The sequence below is a fragment of the Brooklawnia sp. genome, from assembly GCF_032229645.1.
Taxonomy (GTDB): domain Bacteria; phylum Actinomycetota; class Actinomycetes; order Propionibacteriales; family Propionibacteriaceae; genus Brooklawnia.
In genome coordinates this window covers 1-23420 of the sequence record NZ_JAVTWX010000094.1, presented here as the reverse complement: position 1 = coordinate 23420, position 23420 = coordinate 1, and the positions used below count along the sequence as shown (strand labels likewise).

The following is a 23420-nucleotide window of genomic DNA, read 5'->3' as shown; positions in this document are numbered from 1 at the left end:
CGCACGATCACCTGCGCGTCGCTCAGTCCCCAGGTCGCCACCTTCGACCTGGCGGTCATGACGGCCTTCACTTCGGCGGCGACCACCAGCAGGCTCTCCGCGCGCGAGGTCACTGTCACGTCCGGATGCGATCCGGCATCGAGGATCACCAGATCGTGGCTACGCAACAGCGACGCCACGACTGCATTGATGGCATCGAACGACGGCAGACCCGAGTCGGTGCGACGCGAGTCCGACACCCGCGGACGACCCGTCGATACGAGGTCGACCCCGCTCACATTTGGTAGCCGGCCGCGCAGATCTCCGATGTGCCCGGCGGCCGACCTCAGATCGGGCCAACGCCAGCCGGGGGCCCGCTCTGCGCCGAAGACCAGGTCCAGCCCGCCGCCGGTCGCGTCCAACTCGGCCGCCGCGACACGCAGATCTTGTTTGGCCGCGCGCTGGGCGAGGCCTGCTGCCACGGTCGTGGCGCCCACCCCGCCGCTCCCGCCGATCACTCTTAACACGACCGGAGGCTCGTCCGGCAGTTCGTCGATGCCGGCCAACAGCGAGCTGACGAAGCCCGTTTGCTCGGGCAGCACCATGACTGGGGCCTCCAGCGGGACCGACCACGACATCAGTACTTTCGCGTCCGGACCGCACAGGTGGACTTTTCGGCGCGGCGGCAAACCGAGTCCCGCCACCGTGGGAGCCTGATCGGCGCCGATCAGCACGACAGAGGCGCTCAGCCAGCCACGGCGCAGCGTATCGGTATCGCGAGCCACGTCGGGCTCGACTTGGACAGCGGCGGCCGCGGCCATGATGGCTTCGATCACGGCAGGGTCACGGGACACGATCAGGGGTGCCGACATACCCAAAGTATTGGTAAGTCGGTGCCCGGATCGGTCAGATCAATTCATTTCTGTGGATAACTCGACCATCCCAAGACGCGGGCCCGAGTCACCGGGTAGACCCGCCAGGCCGCAGGTTTGTTAAAACCACGCTGCGGAACGCAGACTGGTCTGTGCCGGTCAATCCCGAGCGGCAGAAGGGCAGCGTGAGGGCGCAGTGACCATCCGGATGATCGCGAGCGACCTCGACGGCACCCTGCTGCTGCCGGACAAGTCTGTATCCCCGCGCACCCGCCAGGCCATCAGGGCCGCCCAGCAGGCCGGGATTCTCGTCGTGCCTGCCACCGGACGATCGGTCGTCGACATGCCGAAGGTGCTTCCCGATGAGCTACGCCCGCTGGCGGTGTGTTCCAACGGAGCTGTTGTCTACAACGCCGAGGATGACACGGTGCTCGCCGAACGCCCGATCTCTGCCAACGTCTGCGAGGCGCTGATCGGCGCTCTCACCGAGGTGGCACCGGGCACTCGATTCGCCGCCCTGGTGCACAGCGGCTACGACCTCCTGCCGGGCCCGGGCTACCTCGAGGTGATGGATCCAGGTAACCACGGCCGCAATCCCGAGGACCTCGAGGAGGTGTCGTTGCAGCGACTGAGCGCACAACCGGCGGTCAAGATGGTGGCCCGGCATGGCGAACTTGAGTTGGAGGCCCTCTACGAATACTGCGAGCAGGTTGCCCACGTGGGCATCCTGCCGACGACCTCAGGGGTGCCGTTCATCGAGATCTCGGCGTCCGGGGTGAGTAAGGCCAGCACCTTGGAGCTGCTGGCCGCCGAATACGGGATCGCTCCGCACGAGGTGCTGGCCTTCGGCGATTCGGCGAATGATGTCGAGATGATCCGCTGGGCCGGGCATGGCGTGGCTGTCGCCACGGGCACCGATGACGCACTGGCCGCTGCGGACGAGATCGCGCGCCCCAGCACCGAGGACGGTGTGGCACTGGTCATCGAACGCGTCCTCGACGGCTGGGCGCCATCGCGTTCCCGCGGCTGACCTGCGCCTTCTTCGAAGATGACTGGATCGGTCCTAAAGTGGTGGCCATGCCAGCTGTCGCCCGCCCGCCGTTGCCCGAATCGGCCTTGACGTGGCTGGTCGGCGGCGAGCCGGTGCGGGTCGTCGCCCTCGGCTGCCCGCGGGGTATGGTGCAGAACCTCTCCAACCGGGGCCATGGCGTACTGGCAGTCGAGCCTGACGTGCAGCATTGCCGGCAAACGCTGGCCGGCCGGCCTCCGAGCGAAGCTCTGTTCTCCGTTGTCGCGCGGGCAGACGAATTGCCGTTGCAACCGTGCGTCGCGCATGTGGCGTTGCTCGGCGGCCCCTGGCGCACTCAGCCCGGGCGTCCACGCATCAACGCTCACCAGGCGCACGGCCAGATCAGCCGTGTGCTGCAGCCGGGAGGATGGGTGGCGGGTTGGCAGATCGTCCGCGATGACACCGTGCCGTGGGTGCGCAGACTGATCGCGCTGATGCGCACCATCGACCCACACGCCATGTCGGGCGCCGGTATCGACGGTCACGAAGACCTGCTGAGCAGCAAGTATTTCCCGCGGATCGAGCGCCGGGAGTTCCGGCTCTGGGCACCGGTGACCCGCCGTGGACTCATCGAGATGGTGTCCGGCCAGCAGGCGGTCAGCGGGCTGGACGAGGCCACTCGGCGCCGGCTGATCGGTGAGCTCAACCAGATCCTCGACAGCGCCGCCCGCATGTCGGAGTTGCGGCTGCCCTACCAGATGCAGTGCTGGCGAGCTCATGTCGATCATGAGGAGCTGACCCAACCGATCGCCTTCGGCGACGGGGCGCTGATCATCCCGATCTGACCCCGGACGATCGCGATCAGGATGACTTAGAGATTGCGCGCGGATAGGTCGGGCGAGATTCCAGCCGCTCCAAGGGTGAGGGCTGTTCACCCAGCTTGACCAGCACGACACCTGCCAGCACCAGGACGCCGCCGAAGAGTTGGCTACCGGTGAGAATCTGGCCGACCAGCAGCGCCGCCATGACGATCGCGAAGAGGACCTCGGACAGCCCGACGAACGACGCCAGCCGCGGTCCGAGCAGCCGGGCACCGAGAATCCCGGTGAGATACGACAACGCGGAGCAGACCACCCCGAGCACCACCAAGGGCAGCCACCACGGCACATCGGCGCCTGCGTAGACGACGGTCGCAAACTCGGTGTGCACCGGCAGCACACCGAGCAGCGCGAACAGCCCGAGCAGCACCGCTGCCACCAGCATGCCGCCGGCAGCGAGCACGATCGGGGGCAGCCCGCTCTTGTTCTCGGCGGAAAAGACGAAATACGCGGTATTCCCCGCCAACGCGATCACGGCCCACAGCAAGCCACGCAGCTCGAGAGACAGACCGCCGCTGTTCACCTGCAGGACGAACATCAGGCCGCCCACCGCCAGCAACGATCCCAGCACCGTGCGCACACCGGGTCGCTCGCCGTGGCGCAGCCACAACCAGCCGACGATCACCAGCGGCGCCAAGAACTGGATCAGCAGCGCCTGCGCCACCTGCATGTACTGCACGGCACTGAACTGCCCCAGCTGCGGAGTGGTGATCCCGAAAACTCCGTAGCAGACGATCAGCAGCCAGTTCTTGCGCAGCAGCCGCCAGCGGCCGCGCAGCGCCAAGATGGCAGGCACCAGCATCGCCAACGCACCAATGGACACCCGGGGAATGACGATCCCCAGCGGAGACCAGCCGACGGCCAGCAGGCCGGTCGCCAACGTCCCCGACATGCCGAAGCAGAAGCCGGACAGCAGGGCGATCGAAAGGCCCATGCCGAAGCCGTGGCTCTGGGGTCGCATGGCCATCATGCTATGGGGTACGCACAGATCCACCAATTCGGTATGGTCCCAATTCGTCAAGTTGGTTGTGCGTCGCGTTGCGGCCCGAATCCGGACGATGAACCGTCAACCTGAGCAGGAGTTTTGCGGGGTCGCCGCGACGCCGACGGGTAGCAGCACTAGGCTGGTGCTGGCCGTATAAGTCCGGAGCAGGACGGCCAGCAGATCCGAAAGGAGCGACAATGGCCGATCGCCCGACCGCCGCCGATTACATTCAGGTGCTCAAGACCACCGTGCCGACCATGGTCAGCCAGATCGGTGATCTGGCCAAGGCAGAACTCAAGCCTGCGGCCAAGCACGGCGGGATCGGGGCCGGCTCTTTCGCAGCTGCCGCTGTCGTGGGCCTCACCGCGCTCTTCTTGCTGATGCTGACCTGCGGTTTTGCGTTGTCGATGTTCTTCCACGAGATCTTGCATCGCAATCCGCTGACGGCGCTGATGTTCGGCTTCCTCACGATGAGCGTGCTTTGTTTGCTGGTCGTCGCGGCACTGGCTCTCTTCGGCAAGTCCCAGGTCAGCAAGGTCAAGGCACCCGAAGCCACCATCGCCGAAGCCAAGGCCAGCATTGGTGCCATCACCGACGCGATCACTTCCGGCACTCAGGACGCGAAGAACCGCACCGCTCCCGGAGATGCCGTGGCGATCACCGCAGCGGCCAAGACGGTCACCTCGGTCACCGACGGCTGGGCCTGACCCCCCACAGCCGCAGCATCAAGGCAGCTGACGGTCCCGCATGAAACGCTCGGGAACGTCGACGACGCGGTCGTGATCCCACGGACGCGACCAGCCGCCGAGCTTCAGCAACGCATCGGTCAGATAGGCCGTGAAGCCCCAGAGGAAGAGGTCGTCGAACCACCAGGCAGGGCCTGTGTGGCCGCCCGGATGGCGCGACATCACCCGATTCGCCGGATCCGTGAGTTCGGATATGCGCCAGCGGTGAATGGCGGCTACCTCGTCCGGACTGGCGACGATCATCTGATCGCGTCCGCTCCACGAGCCGACCACCGGCGCAACGTCGAAGCGGCTGACCGGCAGCCGCGTGACCGGCAGGCGTCCGAGCAGCGTCACCTTGTCGGGCTCCAGCCCCACCTCTTCCCAGGTCTCGCGTAGCGCGGTCGCCGGCGCATCCGCATCGCCCGGCTCGTAGGAGCCACCCGGGAAGGAGATCTGGCCGGCGTGTTTGCGCAGCCCGCCGGCTCGCTCGGTGAACAGCAGATCGGGGTCGTCGTTCTCCGAGAGCAGCATCAGCACGGCCGCACCTGCCGGTCCATGCGGACGGCGTTCGGGCGTCAGCCGGCCCGACAGCCGCGGATCCGACAGCGTGGCGGTCAGCTGACCGAAGGGACCGTTCATGATTTCACCAGGGATCTTGCGACATCAGGATCGGTGGGGCCGACGCCGAAGCTGGGACACTGCCCGGCCACCACGCAGGCCCCGCAGGCGGGTTTCTTGGCATGACAGCAGCGGCGTCCATGGAAGATGAGAGTATCGCTGAGCGTCGTCCAGTCAGCTGAATCGAAAAGCCGCTGCAGATCGGTCTCGACGACCTCCGGTTTGGCCGATGCCGTCCAGCCGAGGCGTCTGGAAACCCGCATGACATGGGTATCGGTAGTGATGGCGGGCAGCCCGAAGGCATGGCCGCGCACCACGTTGGCCGTCTTGCGTCCTACTCCTGGCAGTTTGACCAGATCGGCAATCTCGACCGGTACCTGGCCGTCGTACTCGTCGACGATCTGGCGGCTCAGTCCCTGTAGCGACGCCGCCTTGTTGCGGAAGAAACCGGTCGGGCGGATGACCTCCTCGAGTTCGCCGCGGTCGGCTTCGGCCAGCGCCTCCGGGCCTGGCCAGCGGGTGAAGAGCGCCGGGGTGACCTTGTTCACTCCCAGATCGGTCGACTGCGCCGACAGCACGGTGGCCACCAGCAGTTGGAAGGGGCCTGAGAAGTCGAGTTCGCAACGCGCGTCCGGGTAGACCGCGCGCAGCGACTCGAAGACATCCTCAGCGGTGTGGTTCACGCAGCCTCGACGACCAATTCGACCTCGACGGCCGCGTTGGCAGGCAGCGCGGCGACACCGACCGCACTACGCACGTGGCGTCCTTCCTCGCCGAAAAGCTCGATGAGCAATTCGGACGCACCGTTGGCGACCAGCGCCTGATCAGTGAAATCCGGGCGGGAGTTCACGAAGACGCAGACCCGGACGACCTCTCGGATGGCGTCGATATCGCCGGTCACCGAGACCACCGCGGAGAGCGCACGCAAGATGGCGAGCCGGGCGGCACGCTTGCCGGCGTTCACCTCAACGTCATCACCGAGGCGTCCGGTGAGTATCTCGCCGTTGGCGTCGATCGGGAGCTGGCCGCTGGTGAAGACCTGCGTGCCGACCCGTTTCGCCGGCGCGTAGGCGCCCAGCGGGACGGGAGCGGCCGGCAGGTCGACGCCAAGCTCGGCGAGCCGATCGCTGGCGCTCATCATGCCGCCTGGACGATCGGACGTTTGAAGTAGCCAACCAGCGAATCGGGGTTGGGTCCGGGGGCGAGCTGGACGAGCTCCCAGCCGTCCGCGCCGAAGTTGTTGAGAATCTGCTGGGCGACATGGCTCAGCACGGGGGCGACGAAGTACTCCCACTTGATTGGCTGCGATGCATCACTCATACCACCAGATTAGAACGCGTCGCGAGCCATTGGGAGACGATCCACGTCGCTGCCGGCCATCCCAGTCGCTGTCGGCCGGTCGCCGTGTCATCGCTGTTTCCTGGCCCCGCGTGACAGAGTGGAAGACATGGAACAGCTCAGTATTCCCACAGCTCCGCTGCTCGACGGCGGATTCATCCCGCTGGTCGGCACCGGCTCGCTCTTCGCCAAAGGAAACGAACTGGCCGATGGCCTGGCCGCCTGCATCAACGATGGCTACCGGCTGATCGACACCGCGGCACAGTATGCCAACGAGGTCGCCGTTGGCGAGGGCATTCGTCGTTCTGCGGTGCCTCGCGAAGAGATCTTCGTCACCACAAAGGTCGCCGGTGTCGATCAGGGGCGCGGACTGGCCCGACGCGGGTTCGAGGAGTCGCTCCGCAAGCTCGGCACCGACTATGCCGATCTGCTGCTGATTCACTGGCCCAATCCCTCGCGCGGCCTGGCTGTCGAGACCTGGCAGGAGATGCTGGACCTTCAGTCCGAAGGCCTGGTCAGGCACGTCGGGGTGTCGAACTTCTTGGCCCACCAGCTTGAGGAGCTCTACGGCGCCACCGGTGTTTGGCCTGTGGTTGACCAGATTCAGCTCTCCCCCGCGCTTGCCCGCACCGAGTTGCGTGGCTTCCTGACCGAGCGCGGCATCGTCGCCGAGGGCTGGCGTCCGCTCGGCCAGGCCGAGCACGCGATGGAGCAGAATATCGTGCGCACGATCGCCGAACGGCACGGTGTGGACGTCTCGCAGATCGTGCTGCGCTGGGCGGTTCAGCAGGGTGCCGTCGTCATCCCCGCATCCAAGACCCGGGAGCGCTGGCTGCGCAACGCCGATCTCTTCGGCTTCGAGCTGAGCGACCAGGAGATGACCGATCTGGCGACCGTGGATCTCGGCGAAGCCAAGGCCTGGGACGCCAATATCCACGAGGAGTGGTAGGACACCAGCGACCACAGCCGCGTGTGAAATCTGAAGCCGCGCTCGGACCTCGAACGCGGCTTCAGATTTCGCACGCGGGAACGTTGGCGTGCTGACGCGGGAGCTCTACGAGTGGGAGTGCTCCAACCCGGATCGCTGCGGGATGGTTTCCAGTTCCAGTCCTTCTTCGACTCGTTCCATGCCACCGACCACGGCGGCCGCCGCAGCGGGCCCGGACAGCTCATCGGTTTCGGGATCGTCGGACAGCTCCCGGCGCACATCGCGCAGATCCAGCCCGATCCGCATGCCGTAGAACGAGCGCCAGATGAAGTAGACCGCCACCACGAAGAAGACCACGGCAAGCACATGCGCGAGGATGGCGTTGCCGCCCGACGAGATCGACACCGCCAGCTCGACGGCAAGCAATCCGAACAGCGTGCTGAACTTGATGATCGGATTCAGCGACACCGACGAGGTGTCCTTGAACGGATCGCCGACGGTGTCTCCGACGATGGACGCATCGTGCAACGCGGTGCCCTTGGCGTCCAGATCGACCTCGACGAGCTTCTTCGCGTTGTCCCAGGCCCCGCCGGCATTCGCCATGAAGATCGCCTGGTAGAGCCCGAACAATGCAAGCGAGATCAGGTAGCCGATGAACAAGAACGGCTCCATGAACGCGAACGCGAGCGTGGCGAAGAAGATCCCGAGGAAGATGTTCAGCATGCCGCGCTGCGCGTAACGCGTGCAGATCTCCACGACCTTCTTCGAATCGTCTGCGGACGCCTTGGTCACCCCGTCGAGTTTGATGTTCGCGCTGATGAATTCGACCGCCCGGTAGGCGCCGGTGGTGACCGCCTGCGTGGATGCTCCGGAGAACCAGTAGATGATCGCGCCGCCGGCGATCAAGCCGAGCAGGAAGGGCGCGTGGATCAGCGAGAGCTTGTCGACGTCGTATTGCAGGCCCTGGGTGAGACTCATGATGATCGAGAAGATCATGGTGGTCGCACCAACCACTGCGGTGCCGATCAGCACCGGCTTCGCGGTCGCCTTGAAAGTATTGCCTGCCCCGTCATTCTCCTCGAGGTAGCGCTTCGCATTGTCCCATTGCACGTCGAAGCCGAAGTCGCGCTTGATCTCGTCCTCGATGCCGTCGATCTCTTCGATGGTCGACAGCTCGTAGACGCTTTGCGCATTGTCGGTCACCGGTCCGTAGGAATCCACCGCGATCGTCACGGGCCCCATGCCCAAGAACCCGAACGCGACCAGCCCGAAGGAGAAGACTGCCGGCGCGAGCATCATGGCACCCAGACCCAACGTGCTGACGAAGAAGGCCCCGGTCATCAGTCCGAGGATCGCAGTCCCCAGCCAGAACGCCGAGAAGTTGCCTGCAACCAGACCGGACAGGATGCCGAGAGAGGCACCGCCCTGCTGAGCACTCACCACGACCTCGGTCACGTGACGACTCTTCACCGAAGTGAATGCCTTCACCAGCTCCGGGATCAGTGCACCGGCCAGCGTGCCGAACGAGATGATCGTGGCGAGTTTCCACCACATGCCGTCGTCCAGATTCGAGATCATCGCGTAGCTGGTGAGGTAGGTCAGCGCAATGCACACGATGCTGGTGAGCCAGACGAGTTGGCTCAGCGGCGCCTCGAAGTCCATCCGGTCGGCATCGGCGTAGCGCGCCTTGGTAAGGGCCGAGTTGATCGCGTAGGAGATGAACGCCGCCAACACCATCACGATTCGGATGGTGAAGATCCAGACCAGCAGGTGCACCTGGATCGCCACGTCGTCGACGGCGAGCAGAATGAACGTGATGAGCGCGACACCGGTCACACCGTAGGTCTCGAAGCCGTCCGCCGAGGGGCCGACCGAATCGCCGGCGTTGTCGCCGGTGCAGTCGGCGATCACACCGGGGTTACGGGCGTCGTCCTCTTTGATATGGAAGACGATCTTCATCAGGTCGGAGCCGATATCGGCGATCTTGGTGAAGATGCCGCCGGCAATACGCAACGCCGAGGCACCCAGCGACTCGCCGATCGCGAATCCGATGAAGCATGAACCGGCTATGCCCGCCGGCAGGAAGAGCATGATGACGAGCATCATCATCAGTTCGACACTGATCAGCACCATGCCGACGCTCATGCCCGACTGCATCGGTATCGCATGCGCCGGGTAGGGCTTGCCGCGCAACGCGGCAAAACTCGTCCGCGAATTCGCGAAGGTGTTGACGCGAATGCCGTACCACGCCACCCCGAAGCTGCCCGCCATTCCGATCAGGCTGAATGCCAGGATCACCGCCACGCGTCCCCACGAGAATCCGACCAGCGCCTTGTAATACAGCAGGATGACTGCGCCGATGAACAGCCACAGCATCAGCAGGAACTTGCCCTGCTGGATCAGATAGGTCTTGCAGGTTTGATAGATGAGTTCGCTGATCTCGCGCATCGACTCGTGAACCGGCAGATCGCGCAGCCTGTTGTAGGTGACCAGTCCGAACACCAAACCGGCCGCGCAAACGAGCAGGCCGAGCATCAGCAGATGATTGCCCTGCAAACCGAAGAACGATACGGACGAGAAGTCCGGCAGCACCAGGCTGGCCTCGCCCCCGTGCATGCCACCCTGCTCAGCTCCGCCGCCCGCTGAGCAGCCGGCCAACAACCCGATCGACGCCAGGCCCAATATCCAGCTGGCCCGCCTCGCGGTGCGAGGTATCTTCCTGGACGATCTGGATGTCGCTGGGGTACCCCACCGGGTATCGGTCATCATGGTCCTCTCTGAGCATGATCAAATCAGCCATCCGGGACCTTCGACGCATCCCGAATTTTCGCTTTGGGTCGAAAGCATACGCGCACGACGACGACGCGAAACGGGGGGCACCTATCCGACGATCGGGCACCTCAAGACCACCGCCCTGCGGTCGGGTGGACCGGCCGCAGGCGACAGCTCAGAGCTTCAGGTTGATGCCGGAGGCCTGCTGGCGGATCATCTGGGCGATCAGGTCGGCGATGTGTGCGCCGGCCTCGACCGGACCGGTGCCCTCACGGTGGATGTTCGAGATGCAGTTGCGTTCCGACTCCGGCATGCCGACCCGCGCGCGGTAGGCCAGATAGGCCGACAGCGATTCTGGTGTCGCCAATCCCGGCCGCTCCCCCAGCAAGACACAGGTGACCGTTGCCCCCAGTGCCTCGGAGATCGGCTCCATCGAACGGACCCGTCCGTACTTCACGAAGAACGGTGTGCCCACGCTCAGCCCGTGCAATGTGAGCCCCTGCTGCAGGGCGGGCAGCAGATCGCGGGCGTTCGCCTCGACCGCCGTGGACGACAATCCGTCAGAAACGACGATCTGCACCTGCGGGTTCGCCGCGCAACGCTTCTTGATCTCGGCCAGGGTCTGGTCGTCGAACTGGGCGCCCAGATCGGGACGGGTCAGGTATTCGTCCTTGGATGTGCACTTGGTCTGCACGCTGAACAGCCCCAACTCCTCAAGTATCGCCGGATCCACGTCGGTGAAGACGGCATCCTGGGCGGAGGCGTTGTCGGCCCAGAAGCGCAGCAGCGCGCTGGTGGTGTACCGGGGACCACTGCGTCCCAGCCCGATCCGGGCCCACGTGCGGGCCTTGACCTGAGCGAACTGGTCCGGGTTGACCGGATCCTTCACGTCGTAGGTCATCCGGTAGTCAACCTGGCGGATATCGGGGATCTCCTTCTCGTCGATGGTGGCCACCGCGGACGGCCTTTCCGTGCTGATATCCGCAGCGCCGGCAGCCTTCGTCGCGTCCATCCCCAGTTCGCTGAGAACCCGCCGGACGATGAGTTCCATATCCTGATCGTTCATCTTGTTCACCTCTGGTTTCCGGGTCTCAGAAGAAGATCGAGCCGTCGCCGGCCCGCTCGGTCAGCACACCGCTCTCGTCACACAGCCCGCGCGATACCATCCAGCGATGGAACTCCGGCGCAGCCGTGCGTCCCAGCAGTTCACGCAACGTCGCGTCGTCGTGGAAGCTGGTGTCCTGATAGGCGAGCATCACGTCGTCGGCCAGCGGGATGCCCATGTAGTAGTTCGCTCCCGCCAAGGCGAGCAGCATGGTGGCCTGCTGTTGATCGTCCATGGTGATCGAGGTGTGATTCGTCCAGCAGGGCGCCATGCCCATCGGCAGGCCGAGGAACTTGCCCATGAAGTGATCCTCAAGGTTCGCTCGAATCATCTCCTTGCCGTCGTAGATGGTCTCAGGACCGATGAATCCCGAGACGTTGTTGACCATGAACGGCCGGAAGAAGCGTCCGAAGCCGTAGGTGCGCGCCTCCAAAGTCTGCTCATCGACTCCCCGGTCGCGTCCGATAGAGACCTCCGAGCCCTGCCCGGTCTCGAAGTAGAGCAGATTCGCGCCCTGACATTGACCGTGTTGCTTGACCAGCTCGTAGGCCTCTTCGAGCAGCTCCTTGGACACCCCGAAGTCGTCGTTGGCGCCCTGAGTACCGGCGATCGACTGGAAGATCATCGATAGCGGCGCTCCCCTGCGCACGGCCTCCATCTGGGTGGTGATGTGCGAGAGGACGACAACCTGGGTCGGGATCTCGTTGCGTGCCATGAAGTTCCAGACGGCATCGGCGATCCGCTTCGTGTTCGCCGCATCGTCGCCGACCGGGTTGATGCCCAGACAGGCATCGCCGCAACCGAAGGAGACCGCCTCGGCCAGGCCGAGCACGATGGTCTCCGGATCATCTGTGGTCGAGTTGGTCTGAGCGCGGTACGAGATCGTGCCGGCCTGGCCGATCTCGGTGTTGCAGTGCGTGACGTAGCGGATCTTCGACGCGCCGTAGACCAGGTCCATCGAGGTCATGATCTTGGCGACCGCGGAAGCGACCTCTCCGACGAAATTCCTCCCGCAGCGTTTCAGCACGTCGGGAGTCGTCTTGTGGTCCAGCACCCACTCGCGCAGCTCACCGATCGGCATCGTCTTCATCGACTGATACCCGGGCTGATTGAGTCCCTCCCAGTTCACCCGGGTGACCTCGTCGTCCTCATAGGGCACCGTCGGGTTCTCGGTCAGATCACCGACCGTCAGTTCCGACAAGACGACCTTGGCAGCCAGCCGCTCGGTGGCCGTCTCGGCAGCGATCCCGGTCAGCCGGTCCCCCGACTTCGGCTCGCTGGCCTTGGCCAAGACATCGGTGACGCCAGTGAACCGGTAGCTGTGCCCGTTCAGGCTGGTCGCTAATCTCATTGCTCCCTCCCCTCCCGCGCCCACCCTTGGACGCCGGATCATTGCGCCCGACACCGGACGCGGACCTGCCGCTGGCACGCCACCCGCGCAGCCGTCAGTCGTTGAAGACCAGAGTCTTCACCACCACCGGCACCGCCTGCCCGGCTCCCACCGGTGCACCGATGTCGATGTAATCCCCCAAACCGGTGTGCACGCTGTCGATGCACACCACGTCATCGCGACGCCCACGTCGCACCGCGAGTGACTGGCCGAGCACCTTGGCCCGGTCGTTCTCCAGGACGACCACCAGCGGGTTCGGCCCGTTCAGGACCTCCGCGGCGCCGTCCATGATCGCCTGCGCGGTCTCCTGGACCGAGGCGAACGAATTGATGTGACTACCCGCGAAGGAGATCGCCACGCTAAGGCTGGGATCGTCCGGATTGAGCAGCGCCAACTGGCCCTTGATCGCCGCGGCCAGTCGGGCCGGTTCGGCGGCCTCATCGTCGGTGACCCGCAGGATCGGGACATTGCGGATCGGCAGCAGTTCACGCGCGTATTCGATGGTCGACCCGCTGATCTCGGTGGTGTGTACACCGGCACCCACCACGGTCGCGCCGATCGTCTCGGCCCCGCGATAGCGTTTGACCAGGCCGAATGCGCTGTCGTCGGCGATCGCCGCGCCCAGCAACGGCCCGATGTCGCCGTAACGAAACGGATCCAGGCCGCGATCCGCATCGACCAGATCGGCGACGCCCCCGGAGAAGCTGATCACCTTCGGAATGATCTCGGATGCGAGCCGATGCCCGGCATTGGTGTACATGCTCGCGTGGATCTCATCGGGTTGCGCCAACCCGACACCCATCGCCAGATGCCTGGCCATCACCCTCGCCAGTGTCTGCAGGCGTCCGAGATCGGCGCTGTCGCCGACCGCCAGCGGGATGCCGGAGGTTTCCGCGAGCCGCCGGATCTGCTGCGAGACATAGCTGATCGTGCCGTCGGCCACTCTGACCAGCCTGCCGCCGATGTCCAGGCAGGACGCGCCGAGGAGCTGGCCAAAACGATACGCCGCGATATTGGTCGTCCCGCCACCGATGTCGAGGTTGGCGATGACTTGCGGATTCTCCTTCGACCACGAGTCGATGCCGACGCCACGGGCGGCCAGCACGGATTCGAGTTGCGGACCGGCAGTAGCCACCACGAAGTCGCCCGCGAGTTCACTGAGCGCCTTCAACACCTGCTCGGCGTTGTCCGCCCTGGCGGTCTCGCCGGTGATGATCGCTGCTCCGGTGTGTACCTCGGCGGGTGTGATGCCTGCTGCCAGGTATTCGCCCTCCACGATCGCGCGCAGCGCGTCCACATCGATCAGTTCCGGATTGATGAGCGGGGTCGTATAGATCTGACTGCGGTAGCTGACCGTCTTGTCGACGATCGAGATTCGCGGCACAACGAACGCACCGGCGACGTTCTCGATCGTCAGCCGGCTGAACACCACCTCGGTGGTGGAGGTACCGACGTCGATCCCGACGCTGATGATGGTCTCGGTCATGATTCGGTCAGCCCAGTTCGAGCACGGTACGACCCGGCAGGGACGAGGTCTGCATGTGGTCCAACACGTCGTTGATGTCTTCCAGCCTCGCGGTGTGCACTGTCGCGGTGATCTTCTCCTGAGCGGCCAGATGCAGCGCACGGCCCAGATCGAACCGTGTGCCGACGATCGAGCCACGCAGCGTGATTGCCCGCATCACCATGTCGTAGATCGACAGCGGGAAGTCGCCCGGAGGCAGCCCGTTGAGCACCACCGTGCCGCCGGGACGCATCATTCCGACCGCTTGCCCGAACGCCGACGGCGAGACCGCAGTCACCAGGGCACCGTGCGCGCCGCCGATCTGGCGCTGCAGATAGCCGACCGGGTCGGTGGCGCGGGCGTTGAGCGTCATAGTCGCGCCCAGCTTCGCCGCCAGGTTCAGCTTCGCATCGTCGATGTCGACTGCGACCACCTGGAAACCCATCGCCTTGCCGTACTGCACCGCCAGATGGCCCAGGCCGCCGATTCCCGAGACCACCACCCAATCGCCCGGATCAGCGTCCGCCATCATCAAACCCTTGTAAACAGTCAGGCCGGCACAGATCAGCGGCGCTGCCGCGACGTAGTCCAGCCCATCGGGAAGCCTGGTCGCGAAGCGTCCGTAGGCGACCAGATATTCGGCGAAGCCGCCGTCGACGTCGTAGCCGGAGCGCAGCTGCTGGGAACAGAGCGTCTCCCAACCCGACAGGCACTGTTCGCAGGTGCCACAGGCCCAATGCAGCCAGGGCACGCCGACCCGGTCGCCCACGCTGAGATAGTCGACGCCCTCACCGAGCTGGACGATCTCACCGACCGCCTCATGCCCCGGGATGCGCGGCAACGATGGCTTGTCGGGCCAGTCTCCGTGCACCGCATGCAGATCGGTGTGGCAGACGCCGCAGGCATGTACACGCACCAGCACCTGGCCCGGCCCCGGCGTCGGCACAGGTACTCGTCGCAGCTCGAGTGGCTGACGGAATTGATTGACGACTGCGGCGCGCATCAGACTCTCCATGTCATTCCATTCCTGCTTGGATAGCGGTGATGGCTACGGTGTTCACGATGTCGGAGACCAGCGCACCGCGCGAAAGATCGTTGACCGGCTTGTTCAGGCCCTGCAGCACCGGGCCGATTGCCAGCGCGCCGGCGCTACGCTGCACCGCCTTGTAGGTGTTGTTGCCGGTCTGCAGATCCGGGAAGATCAGCACGGTCGCCTGGCCCGCCACCGGTGAATCCGGCAGCTTTGTGCGGGCGACCGCTGCGTCCACTGCCGCGTCGTACTGCAACGGGCCGTCCACCTTGAGCTCGGGCGCGCGCTGCTTGACCAGCCGGGTGGCCTCGACTGTCTGCTCGACGTCAGGCCCGCTGCCCGAACTGCCGGTCGAATACGAGAGCATCGCAACCTTGGGTTCGATGCCGAATTGCTGGGCCGTGGCGGCCGAGCTGATCGCGATGTCGGCGACTTGCTCGGGGGTCGGGTTCGGGTTGACTGCGCAGTCGCCGAAGACCAGCACCCGGTCGGCCAGGCACATCAGGAAGACGGACGAAACCACGGACACGCCCGGCTTGGTCTTGATGACCTCCAGAGCCGGACGAATGGTGTGCGCGGTGGTGTTCACCGAGCCGGAGACCATCCCGTCGGCGAGACCTTCGAGCACCATCATGGTGCCGAAATAGCTGACGTCGGCGACCCGCTCAAAGGCCTGCTCCAAGGTGACGCCCTTCTTGGCGCGTAGTCGGGCGTAGCGGGCGGCGAACGTCTCGCGCAACTCGCTGGTCTGCGGATCGATGAGCGCGATGCTGTCGAGGTTAAGCCCCAAATCGGAGGCCAGTGCGGTGATCACCACGGGATCCCCGAGCAGTGTCAGCCGGCAGATCCGCTGCTCGGCCAGCCGGTGCGCGGCGCGCAGGATCCGTTCTTCGGTGCCCTCCGGCAGCACGATGTGCCGGTCCGCCCGGCGGGCCCTCTCCAGCAGCCGATGCTCGAACATCAGCGGGGTGACGATGTCTTCGCGCCCGATCGGATGGGCCTTATCCAACAGCAGGGAGGCATCCACCTGCTCGCTGAAGAACCGCCTCGCCTCGGCCAGTTGGACGGAGTTCAGCCGGGCCGGCACCTTCTCATAGTTCTTGACCGCCACATAGACCTGCTCGATCGTGTTCGTCGAGCGGAGCAGCGGAGCGCTGGGGGCGAGCCTGTCCCACAGTATTCGCACCTCATCTGCCAGCTGCCACGGTCCGGCCGCTATCGCCGCCGCCGGCAGACTGAATCGCCCGGACGTGCCCCCGATCAGCAACCCGAGCCCGATCTCGCTGCGATCGGCCGAGAAGACGACGATGGCGTCCGGCTTGAGTTCGGGCAACAGATTGGTCAAGCCCATGTCCGCGATGAGCAGCTTGCCCGCGTGCAGCCCGGACAGGTCGTCGGTGCCCGCGACCACCGAAGCGCCGAGGGCTTCCAGAGCTCCGGCCAAGCCGTTCGAGGCACCGGTCACCTCGTCCACCACGAATGCCGGTACCGCGATCTCGGACAGCTCTGATGCCGCGAGTCGCTGCCCGGAGCTACGTGGCGCGATCACCGCCAAGACCTGGCCGTAGTTACGGGTGGCCTCATCCATGGCCACCGCGGCACGCTGAATGGTGTCGGCAGCGCCACCGTGCGACGGCACCACCAAGGCCATCGGCACGTCGATATTGGCCGAGACGCGGGTGTTCCAGGAGAACTCGATCGGCGCCAGCGAGCAGTCGTACTCGCTGCCCAGCACCAGCACCGCGTCATAGTGCGCCGCGCAGTCGGAGTACCGGGCGATGATCTGCGTCATCGCGTCCGACGGGTTATGCAAGACTTCGTCCGCGGTGGCTCCCCAATGCCGAACGCTCTCCTGTGAGCCCGCATGCCGTAGCACCTCGCCCAGCACCCGATCGGTCACCGGCTCGGCGACGATCGGACGAAAGACGCCCACCTTGGCGTAGCGGTCGGCCATCTGGGCCAGCAAACCGACGGCCATCTGCAGCAGCTGAGGACAGTGCTCCGTCGGGCACAGGTAGACTGCGGGCCGTCCGAATTCGGTAGTCACTGTCGGGTCCTACTTCATGACTTTGGCGATGATCTGGTCCAGCCCCTCGGGCGCATGGCCCAGTGCGGCGATAACAGCCTTGCGTACCTCGGCGTACTCGGTGCCTCGGACGCTCTCCGACTGCGTAGCGGTGGCCGGGATCACCCGCAGGCCCTTGCGTTGAGCATCCTCGGCGGCCAACGCGGTGATGATGTCGCCGGGCTCCAGCTGCAGACAGGTCTCTTGTTGAGCCAGCAATTGGTTGACGGTCGTGGCGGTGATGACACGGCGGGACATGGCTACTCCTTAGAGTTTGCGACCGACGATGGAGTTGATGGCGTTGGCGGCACCCTCGCGGGCGGCGTAGATATCGGATTCGGTACCCGACAGCCACATCCGGCCGTAGACGCCGACGGTGCTCATATGGTTGAGGAAGACCGGCGCGGCCTTCTCGGCCTCATTGGCCGCGATCGTGATGTAGGCGGCGGGCTCAACCTCCATGACGAGCATCGTCTGGCCGCCCTCGATCATGGTGCCCATGTTGGCGCGATTGAGCACCTGGGCCTGGGCCGGATGCACGTTGGTGATGACCTGCTCGGAGGCGATCCGCGGCGCGATCCGCGATTCGAACGGCAGTTCCAGGCAGTCCAGGACGACTTCGCCGGCGCGCAGCACCTCGGCCTGCGACATCGAGTGCACCTCGAACATGCCGAACTGGCGCTCGACCAGTTGAGCGCCGGGTTGCACGTCCACTGCTTTGAGCACCTTGTCGACGACCCGGAAGACCCAATTGCCGGGGGCCATCTCGACATAGAGACTGCTCATGCCCTCAACCGGCGGGGCACCCGAGGCGATCTTGCCCACGAAGGCGGCGAACTGGGGTTGAATGCGGTCGAGATGGCAGAAGGCCCGTAGCTGAAACTCTGGTTGCGCAGCCATATCAGACACTTCCTGATTCTGTTACCGGCCTGGCCCAGTCGGCCACGCCCAGCGGAGTAACGAGCATCGGCTCGGGAGCGACCTCACTGGGGATCCCGGTGATGTCGGCCATGATCTCGGCGAAGCCGGTGAAGGCACTGGTGCCTCCGACCATGTGAATGCGCTCGACGCCCTGACCGGCCACCGCGTCTCGCACGATGGTGGCGATCTTCTGCATGGTGGGACGCACGACCGGCAGCAGTTCCTTCTGCAGCCCGACGTTGACCTTGCGCGCTTCGGCTTCGGCGAACGGGATCTTGAAGGCACCCGAGATCACCAACGACATATGGGTGCCGCCGCTCGGCTCGTCGGAGGTGGCGATGACCTCGCCGTCGCGAAGTATTGCCACACCGGTGGTCCCGCCGCCGATATCGACCACGGCGCCGTTACGCAGGCCGAGCACGGCATTGGCCGCCGTCGGCTCGTCCACCACTGCGGTGCATTCGATGCCGACGCCCTCCAGCACGTAGTGGTGCGCCCGGCTGTCGCTGATCGAGACATCGGGCGGGATGGTCACCGCGCCGGCGCTCAGTGTGCGGCCGGTGACCTGTTCAAGATGATCCTTGAGCTCGCGGACCACACCCATCGCGCCTGCAAAATCCCAGACGATGCCATCGCGCACCACGTCGGCGAACTTGTTCGCGGCCGCCAGCGGTTTGCCGTGCGCGTCGGTGATGACGATCACGGTGAACGCGGTGCCCAGGTCGACTCCGATCTTGATCGGCCTGCTGGGATCGATGCGCTTGGGTTTCGCCAGCGCGGCCGCTGCCCGGCCCATGGTCTGCTCGACGGAAGGACTCATCACTCAAGTCCCGCCTTCATCCTCAGCTGGAGGAAGTAGAAGGTGCTCGAGAGTCGATTGAACGCGTGGCAGATCGTGGCGCCCCAGTCTGGTGCGGGAGTGCCGAACGCCTCCATCGCGGTGATCTCGATCTCACGCGACCTCGTGCGAGCCATGTTGAGCCAGTGTTGCAGCTCCGGCTCATTCTCGTCGATAGTCAGGTGTTCGATACCCAAGGTGCCCTTGGGATCGTGGGTTGCCAGATGGATGCGATCTGCGCCCCAATCAGTCAGCTCCAGCTGGGCAACCGGTCGCCCGTTGTATTCGGCCGAGGTGAGTTCGCGGCAGTAGGCGGTGATGGTGCCCAGGTCGTGAGCCAGCACTAGATCGCCGTCCTGGCGGGCCATCCGCTGAATCAGCAACACCAACGCGTGCAGCGAGTCGACCTCTCCGCGCAACTTGATGCGCGGATGAGTCTTGAGGGCGTAGTGGTGGGCATCCAGCTGGGTCAGCTCGGACGGCTTCTTCTTCAGTGGCGTGCCACAGACCAGGCAGCTGGGCAGTTCGCCGGCAAAGTTGACCGGGAAGACGGACGCCTTGTCCCAGTCGCGGTCGTGTTCGCCGTGTGCGTTGCCCTGGTCGTCGGCGGCCGCTGCGGCCCCTGGATCGACCATCACCAGCGCCCATTGTTTGACGAAGTCAGCCGCTGATGGCGAGAGCCTGGCCCCCGTCGGCACCGTGACCTGTGCGCCCATCGACGGACGACGCAGTTGGTCACGCAAATCAGCTTCTGTGACGATCATTCGATCTGGTCCTCCCAGTTGGCAGGGAAGGTCACGTAGACGAACTTGGTCCAGCTCGGCGTACCGAAGGTGATCGATGAACCCTTCGGCACATAGAAGATGTCACCGGGATATCCGACCTTGCCGCCTGCCTCGCCACCCAGCTGCAGCTCGCCTTCGAGTACGATCTGCACCTCGTCGTAGGTCAGCGTCCACGGGAATGATCCTTTGGTGAGGGTCATGTAACCGGCTGCCACCGGCGAACCGTCGTCCCCGGTCACCACGTCGCAGGTCTTGACCTCCATGCCGGCGGGTGGGCCCGGGTAGCCGAACTTCTCCAGCCGGGCATCGCGCATGCTGGAGAGCTTCACCGGATTTCGGGCCACGGTGGGAGCAGCCAGGCCGCCCCCACCCGAACCCAGCAACGATGTCACGATCGCGCGAACACGATCGGCCAATTCGCCGGAACCCTGGGCAGCGGCTCCCGAAGCCGCAGCTGGGGCCGAGGTACCCGACCGGGTGATCGTCACGCCCAATTCGGCAGCGACATCTTTCGCCAGCGGGGTGACGAGTGCATCCGCAGGAATGCTGAGGACGCCGCTGGACGCGGCCTCCTGCACCTCAGCAGCAGTAATGACGATCTTGGCCATAGTGCATCACTTTCAAACGTAAGCAGTTGATTCGGCCTGAATCCGCTCGTCGGCGCCGGCGCTCAACGGCCGGTAGGCGGCGGGTTCAGATTTGGTCTCGGGTGTAGTTCCGCCGCCCACCAGCCCAGGCTGCGGAACCCACGCGAATTAGTCGAGAAACCCGGTGGCTCACTCGGCCGAGCGATGCGGCAGGATGAGCTCGACGTCACCATGCGGACGCGGAATCACATGCACCGAGATCAGTTCACCGACACGGGCCGCAGCGGCTGCGCCGGCGTCTGTGGCGGCCTTGACCGCACCGACATCGCCACGCACCATCACGGTCACGTACGCGGCACCGATCTGCTCTTTGCCGATCAGCTTGACGTTGGCGGCCTTCACCATCGCATCGGCTGCCTCGATGGAACCGATGAGGCCCTTGGTCTCGACCATACCGAGCGCGATCATGTTGACATCAGCCATGGGAGTACTCCTTCTAGTGGTTGCTGCTGTGTTTTTGGTGGTTGTGGGTTCGGGGGTCTCGGCCGACGCCTCGACCCGTTCTGCTGTGGCCTGTTCAGTTGTGGTGGTTGGTTCTTGCGCCGCTGCTGCCTTGTGCACCGCTGCCGTCGCCTCATCAAAGACTGCAGCATTGACCTCGGTGATCGCGGGAGCCTTCGTGGCGACCGCCGGCCGGCGCTTCGGCTGGGAACCGGCGGTGGTTCCGCCTGTCTCGGCCTTGCGCGGACGAGCAGCCTGCTTGCCTTGAGTCTCGCTCATCGGCTACCTCCTCGTGACCTACTTGTGGAGTTCGGTCAGAATCTGGCGGACAACCTTCTCGACCAGTGCCGCGTCGGCGTCGGACGAGTTGCCGACCGGGGCCGCGGCAGAGCTGGTCACGACATCGTCCTCACCCGCCTCGGCGTCCACCCCTTCGAGCACACCGCCGTGAGCCCGTGCGACCTCAGGTGCCGAGTTCAGGTGGTAGGCGACCCGCTTGACATTGAGCACATGCTCGACGGTCACGTTTCCGCTGACCACCGAGCCGCCGATGCCGCCGGGCGCCAGGGTGAACGAGGGGCGCACGCCGGTGGTGTATCCAACGCCGCCCAGCGAACCCCAAGTGTTGACCAGCACCCGGAATGCGGGCTTCTCAATTCCGAAGGCCAAGATGGCCTCCTCGTCGCGCGAGTGAATCGAAACCGAGTGGCCATCACCGCCGAAGTGCAGCAACTGGATCGCCCGCTCACAACCGGCTCGCCAGCCGTCTTCGACCATCCAGCCGAGCACCGTGGTCAGCTTCTCCCGGGACAGCGGGTACTTGGGCCCGACGCCATCGAGATCGGCGACCAGCACGCGCACCGAATCCGGAACCTCGAAGCCTGCGGCCTTGGCCAATGCCTGAGGCGTGCGCCCGACGTATTCGGCGAGCATCATGCCGTTGGGACGGAACATGATGCCGGCCAGCTTGTCGGCCTGCTCCTTGGTCATCCAATACGCGCCGCGGGCCTGCATTTCGGCCTTCAGCCGTTCGGCGATCGGCCGGTCGGCGATGACGCACTGCTCGGTGGCACAGATAGTCGAGCAGTCGAACGACTTCGACTCGACGATCATCTGGGCGGCACGGACGATATGAGCCGTACGGTCGACATAGACCGGGACGTTGCCCGGACCCACACCGATCGCCGGCTTGCCGCAGCTATGCGCAGCCTTGACCATGCCCGGTCCGCCAGTGGCCAGGATCATCGAGGTTGCGTAGTGGTTCATCAGCTCGTTGGTGCCCTGCAAGGTCAGCTCGGTCAAGCAGCCGATCATGCCCTTGGGCAACCCCGCGGCCTCCGCGGCCGCCGCCATCACCCGAACCGCCTCGGCGGTGCAGTCCTTGGCCGACGGATGCGGAGCAACGATCACGGCGTTACGAGCCTTGACACCGATCAGGATCTTGAAGATCGCGGTCGAGGTCGGGTTGGTAGAAGGGGTGAGCGCGATGATCACACCCACCGGCCAGCCGATCTCGACGACCTTGTTCACCTCATCGCGGCGCAACACGCCGCAGGTGGGCACGTCCTTGATTGAATCCCAGACGCCCTGAGCGGCGAACTCGTTCTTCAGCTTCTTATGGGCCGGGTAGCCGAAACCTGTCTCGTCATGGGCCATCTGGCCCAGCCGTCCGGCCTCCCGCAGCACCGCAGTCACCATCGCTTCGCAGATCTTGTCGACCTGCTGCTGCGAAGCGAACTGGAACGAGCGCATGGCTTCCCGCGCAGCGACTGCCAGGTCACGCGCCTGCTGAATAGAACGCAGGTCGGCGTCCATTGTCTGGCTCATCGAATCACTCCTTGGCAGATGTCGTTAGCGGATCAGAACTTCTTCGGGGCAGCCGCGACGCCGAGCACTGCGTCTTGGAATGCCGCGCAGGCAGCCCGGCAGGCGCTCTGCGAACCCGTGAGCAGACCACCGGAGAAGTTCGTCTCGCTGGGCGGCTCGAAGTAGACCTGCATCGACACATCGGCCGCCTTCATGGCCAGATCGAGTGCGAAGGTCGCTTCGAGCGGCGGGGCGATCAGATAGGCCAGCGACTCGCCCGGGTTGATGCCTGCCTCCTTCGATAGGTAGGTGCCCGTGCTACTGATCAGATGTGGGAAGAAGTTGAGTTCGCCGGCTTCGTCGGCCGAGTAGAACCAGGCTTCTTCCTCGCAGTAGGAGACACAGGCATCCACACCGGAGCGAACCTCGGCCGGGGTGGGACCGGCGAGCATACCGATGATCTCGCCCGACAGCGGGCCCGACGGGTAGCCGGAGCCTGCGTAGAAGCTCTTCGCGTAGACCACGTCGACCTCGGCGAACTTGGTCGCTTCGTCGAGTGAGACATACAGGGCGTCATCGATGTCGCAGGTGATGAGGCCCAATGCCCGTTGGTTATCGCTCAGGCCGAGCTTTGAGGCAAAGCCGCGGTCGACATTAGATATGATCCGCACCGCCAGGATCGACGGCTTGACAGGATCGAGGATTCCCATTCCTTAACCTTTCTTTCCTAGGTGCCAGCGACTTCGCGCAGTTTCACGCCGGAAGCCGAGTACTGGATCAT

Annotated in this window: 25 protein-coding genes; 4 read left to right on the top strand and 21 right to left on the bottom strand. The window is 64.9% G+C overall.

The window, feature by feature from the left end:
- The coding region (gene ssd, locus AAFP05_RS07050) for a septum site-determining protein Ssd (RefSeq protein WP_341729147.1) at positions 1 to 851 on the bottom strand (851 nt) is incomplete at its 3' end.
- Positions 852 to 1059: 208 nt separating this feature from the next.
- On the opposite strand from ssd, the gene AAFP05_RS07045 reads away from it, so the two are divergent.
- Both AAFP05_RS07045 and AAFP05_RS07040 read left to right on the top strand, forming a co-directional pair.
- Positions 1060 to 1881 carry an HAD family hydrolase gene (locus AAFP05_RS07045; protein WP_341729146.1) on the top strand — a complete coding sequence of 274 codons (822 nt, stop codon included), beginning with the start codon at positions 1060 to 1062 and terminating at the stop codon, positions 1879 to 1881.
- 47 nt (positions 1882 to 1928) lie between these two features.
- The gene (locus tag AAFP05_RS07040) at positions 1929 to 2705 is read left to right on the top strand and encodes a methyltransferase (RefSeq protein WP_341729145.1); all 777 of its coding nucleotides are present in this window, start codon (positions 1929 to 1931) and stop codon (positions 2703 to 2705) included.
- A 16-nt stretch (positions 2706 to 2721) separates the two neighbouring features.
- On the opposite strand, the gene AAFP05_RS07035 is transcribed toward AAFP05_RS07040, so the two are convergent.
- Positions 2722 to 3699, bottom strand: a complete 978-nt coding sequence (locus AAFP05_RS07035) for a DMT family transporter (protein ID WP_341729144.1) — start codon at positions 3697 to 3699, stop codon at positions 2722 to 2724.
- A 221-nt stretch (positions 3700 to 3920) separates the two neighbouring features.
- Between AAFP05_RS07035 and AAFP05_RS07030 the strand changes: the two genes are divergently transcribed.
- On the top strand, positions 3921 to 4430 hold the full coding sequence (locus tag AAFP05_RS07030; protein ID WP_341729143.1) for a phage holin family protein: 510 nt from the start codon (positions 3921 to 3923) through the stop codon (positions 4428 to 4430).
- Positions 4431 to 4448: 18 nt separating this feature from the next.
- On the opposite strand, the gene AAFP05_RS07025 is transcribed toward AAFP05_RS07030, so the two are convergent.
- From AAFP05_RS07025 to AAFP05_RS07010, 4 genes are read right to left on the bottom strand one after another with little or no spacing between them, the layout of a single operon-like run.
- On the bottom strand, positions 4449 to 5090 hold the full coding sequence (locus AAFP05_RS07025) for a CoA pyrophosphatase (RefSeq protein WP_341729142.1): 642 nt from the start codon (positions 5088 to 5090) through the stop codon (positions 4449 to 4451).
- Positions 5087 to 5752, bottom strand: a complete 666-nt coding sequence (gene nth, locus AAFP05_RS07020; protein ID WP_341729141.1) for an endonuclease III — start codon at positions 5750 to 5752, stop codon at positions 5087 to 5089. Before nth ends, AAFP05_RS07025 begins: the two co-directional genes overlap by 4 nt.
- Positions 5749 to 6207, bottom strand: coding sequence for a RidA family protein (locus tag AAFP05_RS07015; RefSeq protein WP_341729140.1), 459 nt, complete (start codon positions 6205 to 6207; stop codon positions 5749 to 5751). The genes nth and AAFP05_RS07015 overlap by 4 nt, the downstream gene beginning before the upstream one ends.
- Positions 6207 to 6389: a hypothetical protein gene (locus tag AAFP05_RS07010; RefSeq protein WP_341729139.1), complete on the bottom strand. Its 183-nt coding sequence runs from the start codon at positions 6387 to 6389 to the stop codon at positions 6207 to 6209. The genes AAFP05_RS07015 and AAFP05_RS07010 overlap by 1 nt, the downstream gene beginning before the upstream one ends.
- Before the next feature lie 127 nt (positions 6390 to 6516).
- Here AAFP05_RS07010 and AAFP05_RS07005 point away from each other — a divergent pair, with 127 nt between their 5' ends.
- The gene (locus AAFP05_RS07005; protein WP_341729138.1) at positions 6517 to 7356 is read left to right on the top strand and encodes an aldo/keto reductase; all 840 of its coding nucleotides are present in this window, start codon (positions 6517 to 6519) and stop codon (positions 7354 to 7356) included.
- A gap of 105 nt (positions 7357 to 7461) precedes the next feature.
- Here AAFP05_RS07005 and AAFP05_RS07000 read toward each other — a convergent pair whose 3' ends face one another.
- From AAFP05_RS07000 to eutL, 15 genes are all read right to left on the bottom strand, one after another.
- On the bottom strand, positions 7462 to 9951 hold the full coding sequence (locus AAFP05_RS07000; protein ID WP_341729137.1) for a sodium-translocating pyrophosphatase: 2490 nt from the start codon (positions 9949 to 9951) through the stop codon (positions 7462 to 7464).
- A 10-nt stretch (positions 9952 to 9961) separates the two neighbouring features.
- A complete protein-coding gene (locus AAFP05_RS06995) occupies positions 9962 to 10135 on the bottom strand; it encodes a hypothetical protein (RefSeq protein ID WP_341729136.1) in 174 nt (57 codons plus the stop codon).
- A 147-nt stretch (positions 10136 to 10282) separates the two neighbouring features.
- Entirely contained in the window at positions 10283 to 11173 is an 891-nt protein-coding gene (eutC, locus tag AAFP05_RS06990; protein WP_341729135.1) for an ethanolamine ammonia-lyase subunit EutC, read from the bottom strand.
- A gap of 25 nt (positions 11174 to 11198) precedes the next feature.
- On the bottom strand, positions 11199 to 12563 hold the full coding sequence (locus tag AAFP05_RS06985) for an ethanolamine ammonia-lyase subunit EutB (protein ID WP_341729134.1): 1365 nt from the start codon (positions 12561 to 12563) through the stop codon (positions 11199 to 11201).
- 94 nt (positions 12564 to 12657) lie between these two features.
- The gene (locus tag AAFP05_RS06980; RefSeq protein WP_341729133.1) at positions 12658 to 14088 is read right to left on the bottom strand and encodes an ethanolamine ammonia-lyase reactivating factor EutA; all 1431 of its coding nucleotides are present in this window, start codon (positions 14086 to 14088) and stop codon (positions 12658 to 12660) included.
- Between the two features lie 7 nt (positions 14089 to 14095).
- The gene (locus AAFP05_RS06975; RefSeq protein ID WP_341729132.1) at positions 14096 to 15109 is read right to left on the bottom strand and encodes a zinc-dependent alcohol dehydrogenase; all 1014 of its coding nucleotides are present in this window, start codon (positions 15107 to 15109) and stop codon (positions 14096 to 14098) included.
- A gap of 13 nt (positions 15110 to 15122) precedes the next feature.
- Positions 15123 to 17183, bottom strand: a complete 2061-nt coding sequence (gene pta, locus AAFP05_RS06970; RefSeq protein ID WP_341729131.1) for a phosphate acetyltransferase — start codon at positions 17181 to 17183, stop codon at positions 15123 to 15125.
- A gap of 9 nt (positions 17184 to 17192) precedes the next feature.
- Positions 17193 to 17459: a hypothetical protein gene (locus AAFP05_RS06965; RefSeq protein WP_341729130.1), complete on the bottom strand. Its 267-nt coding sequence runs from the start codon at positions 17457 to 17459 to the stop codon at positions 17193 to 17195.
- Positions 17460 to 17468: 9 nt separating this feature from the next.
- The gene (locus AAFP05_RS06960; RefSeq protein ID WP_341729167.1) at positions 17469 to 18101 is read right to left on the bottom strand and encodes a hypothetical protein; all 633 of its coding nucleotides are present in this window, start codon (positions 18099 to 18101) and stop codon (positions 17469 to 17471) included.
- Position 18102: 1 nt separating this feature from the next.
- Entirely contained in the window at positions 18103 to 18942 is an 840-nt protein-coding gene (gene eutJ / locus AAFP05_RS06955; RefSeq protein ID WP_341729166.1) for an ethanolamine utilization protein EutJ, read from the bottom strand.
- Positions 18942 to 19724 carry a hypothetical protein gene (locus tag AAFP05_RS06950; RefSeq protein ID WP_341729129.1) on the bottom strand — a complete coding sequence of 261 codons (783 nt, stop codon included), beginning with the start codon at positions 19722 to 19724 and terminating at the stop codon, positions 18942 to 18944. Before AAFP05_RS06950 ends, eutJ begins: the two co-directional genes overlap by 1 nt.
- Positions 19721 to 20353: a cupin domain-containing protein gene (locus AAFP05_RS06945; protein ID WP_341729128.1), complete on the bottom strand. Its 633-nt coding sequence runs from the start codon at positions 20351 to 20353 to the stop codon at positions 19721 to 19723. The genes AAFP05_RS06950 and AAFP05_RS06945 overlap by 4 nt, the downstream gene beginning before the upstream one ends.
- Before the next feature lie 168 nt (positions 20354 to 20521).
- Positions 20522 to 20815 carry a BMC domain-containing protein gene (locus AAFP05_RS06940; protein WP_341729165.1) on the bottom strand — a complete coding sequence of 98 codons (294 nt, stop codon included), beginning with the start codon at positions 20813 to 20815 and terminating at the stop codon, positions 20522 to 20524.
- A gap of 315 nt (positions 20816 to 21130) precedes the next feature.
- Positions 21131 to 22660, bottom strand: coding sequence for an aldehyde dehydrogenase family protein (locus tag AAFP05_RS06935; RefSeq protein ID WP_341729127.1), 1530 nt, complete (start codon positions 22658 to 22660; stop codon positions 21131 to 21133).
- Positions 22661 to 22692: 32 nt separating this feature from the next.
- A complete protein-coding gene (eutL, locus tag AAFP05_RS06930; protein ID WP_341729126.1) occupies positions 22693 to 23349 on the bottom strand; it encodes an ethanolamine utilization microcompartment protein EutL in 657 nt (218 codons plus the stop codon).
- Positions 23350 to 23420 lie beyond the last annotated feature (71 nt).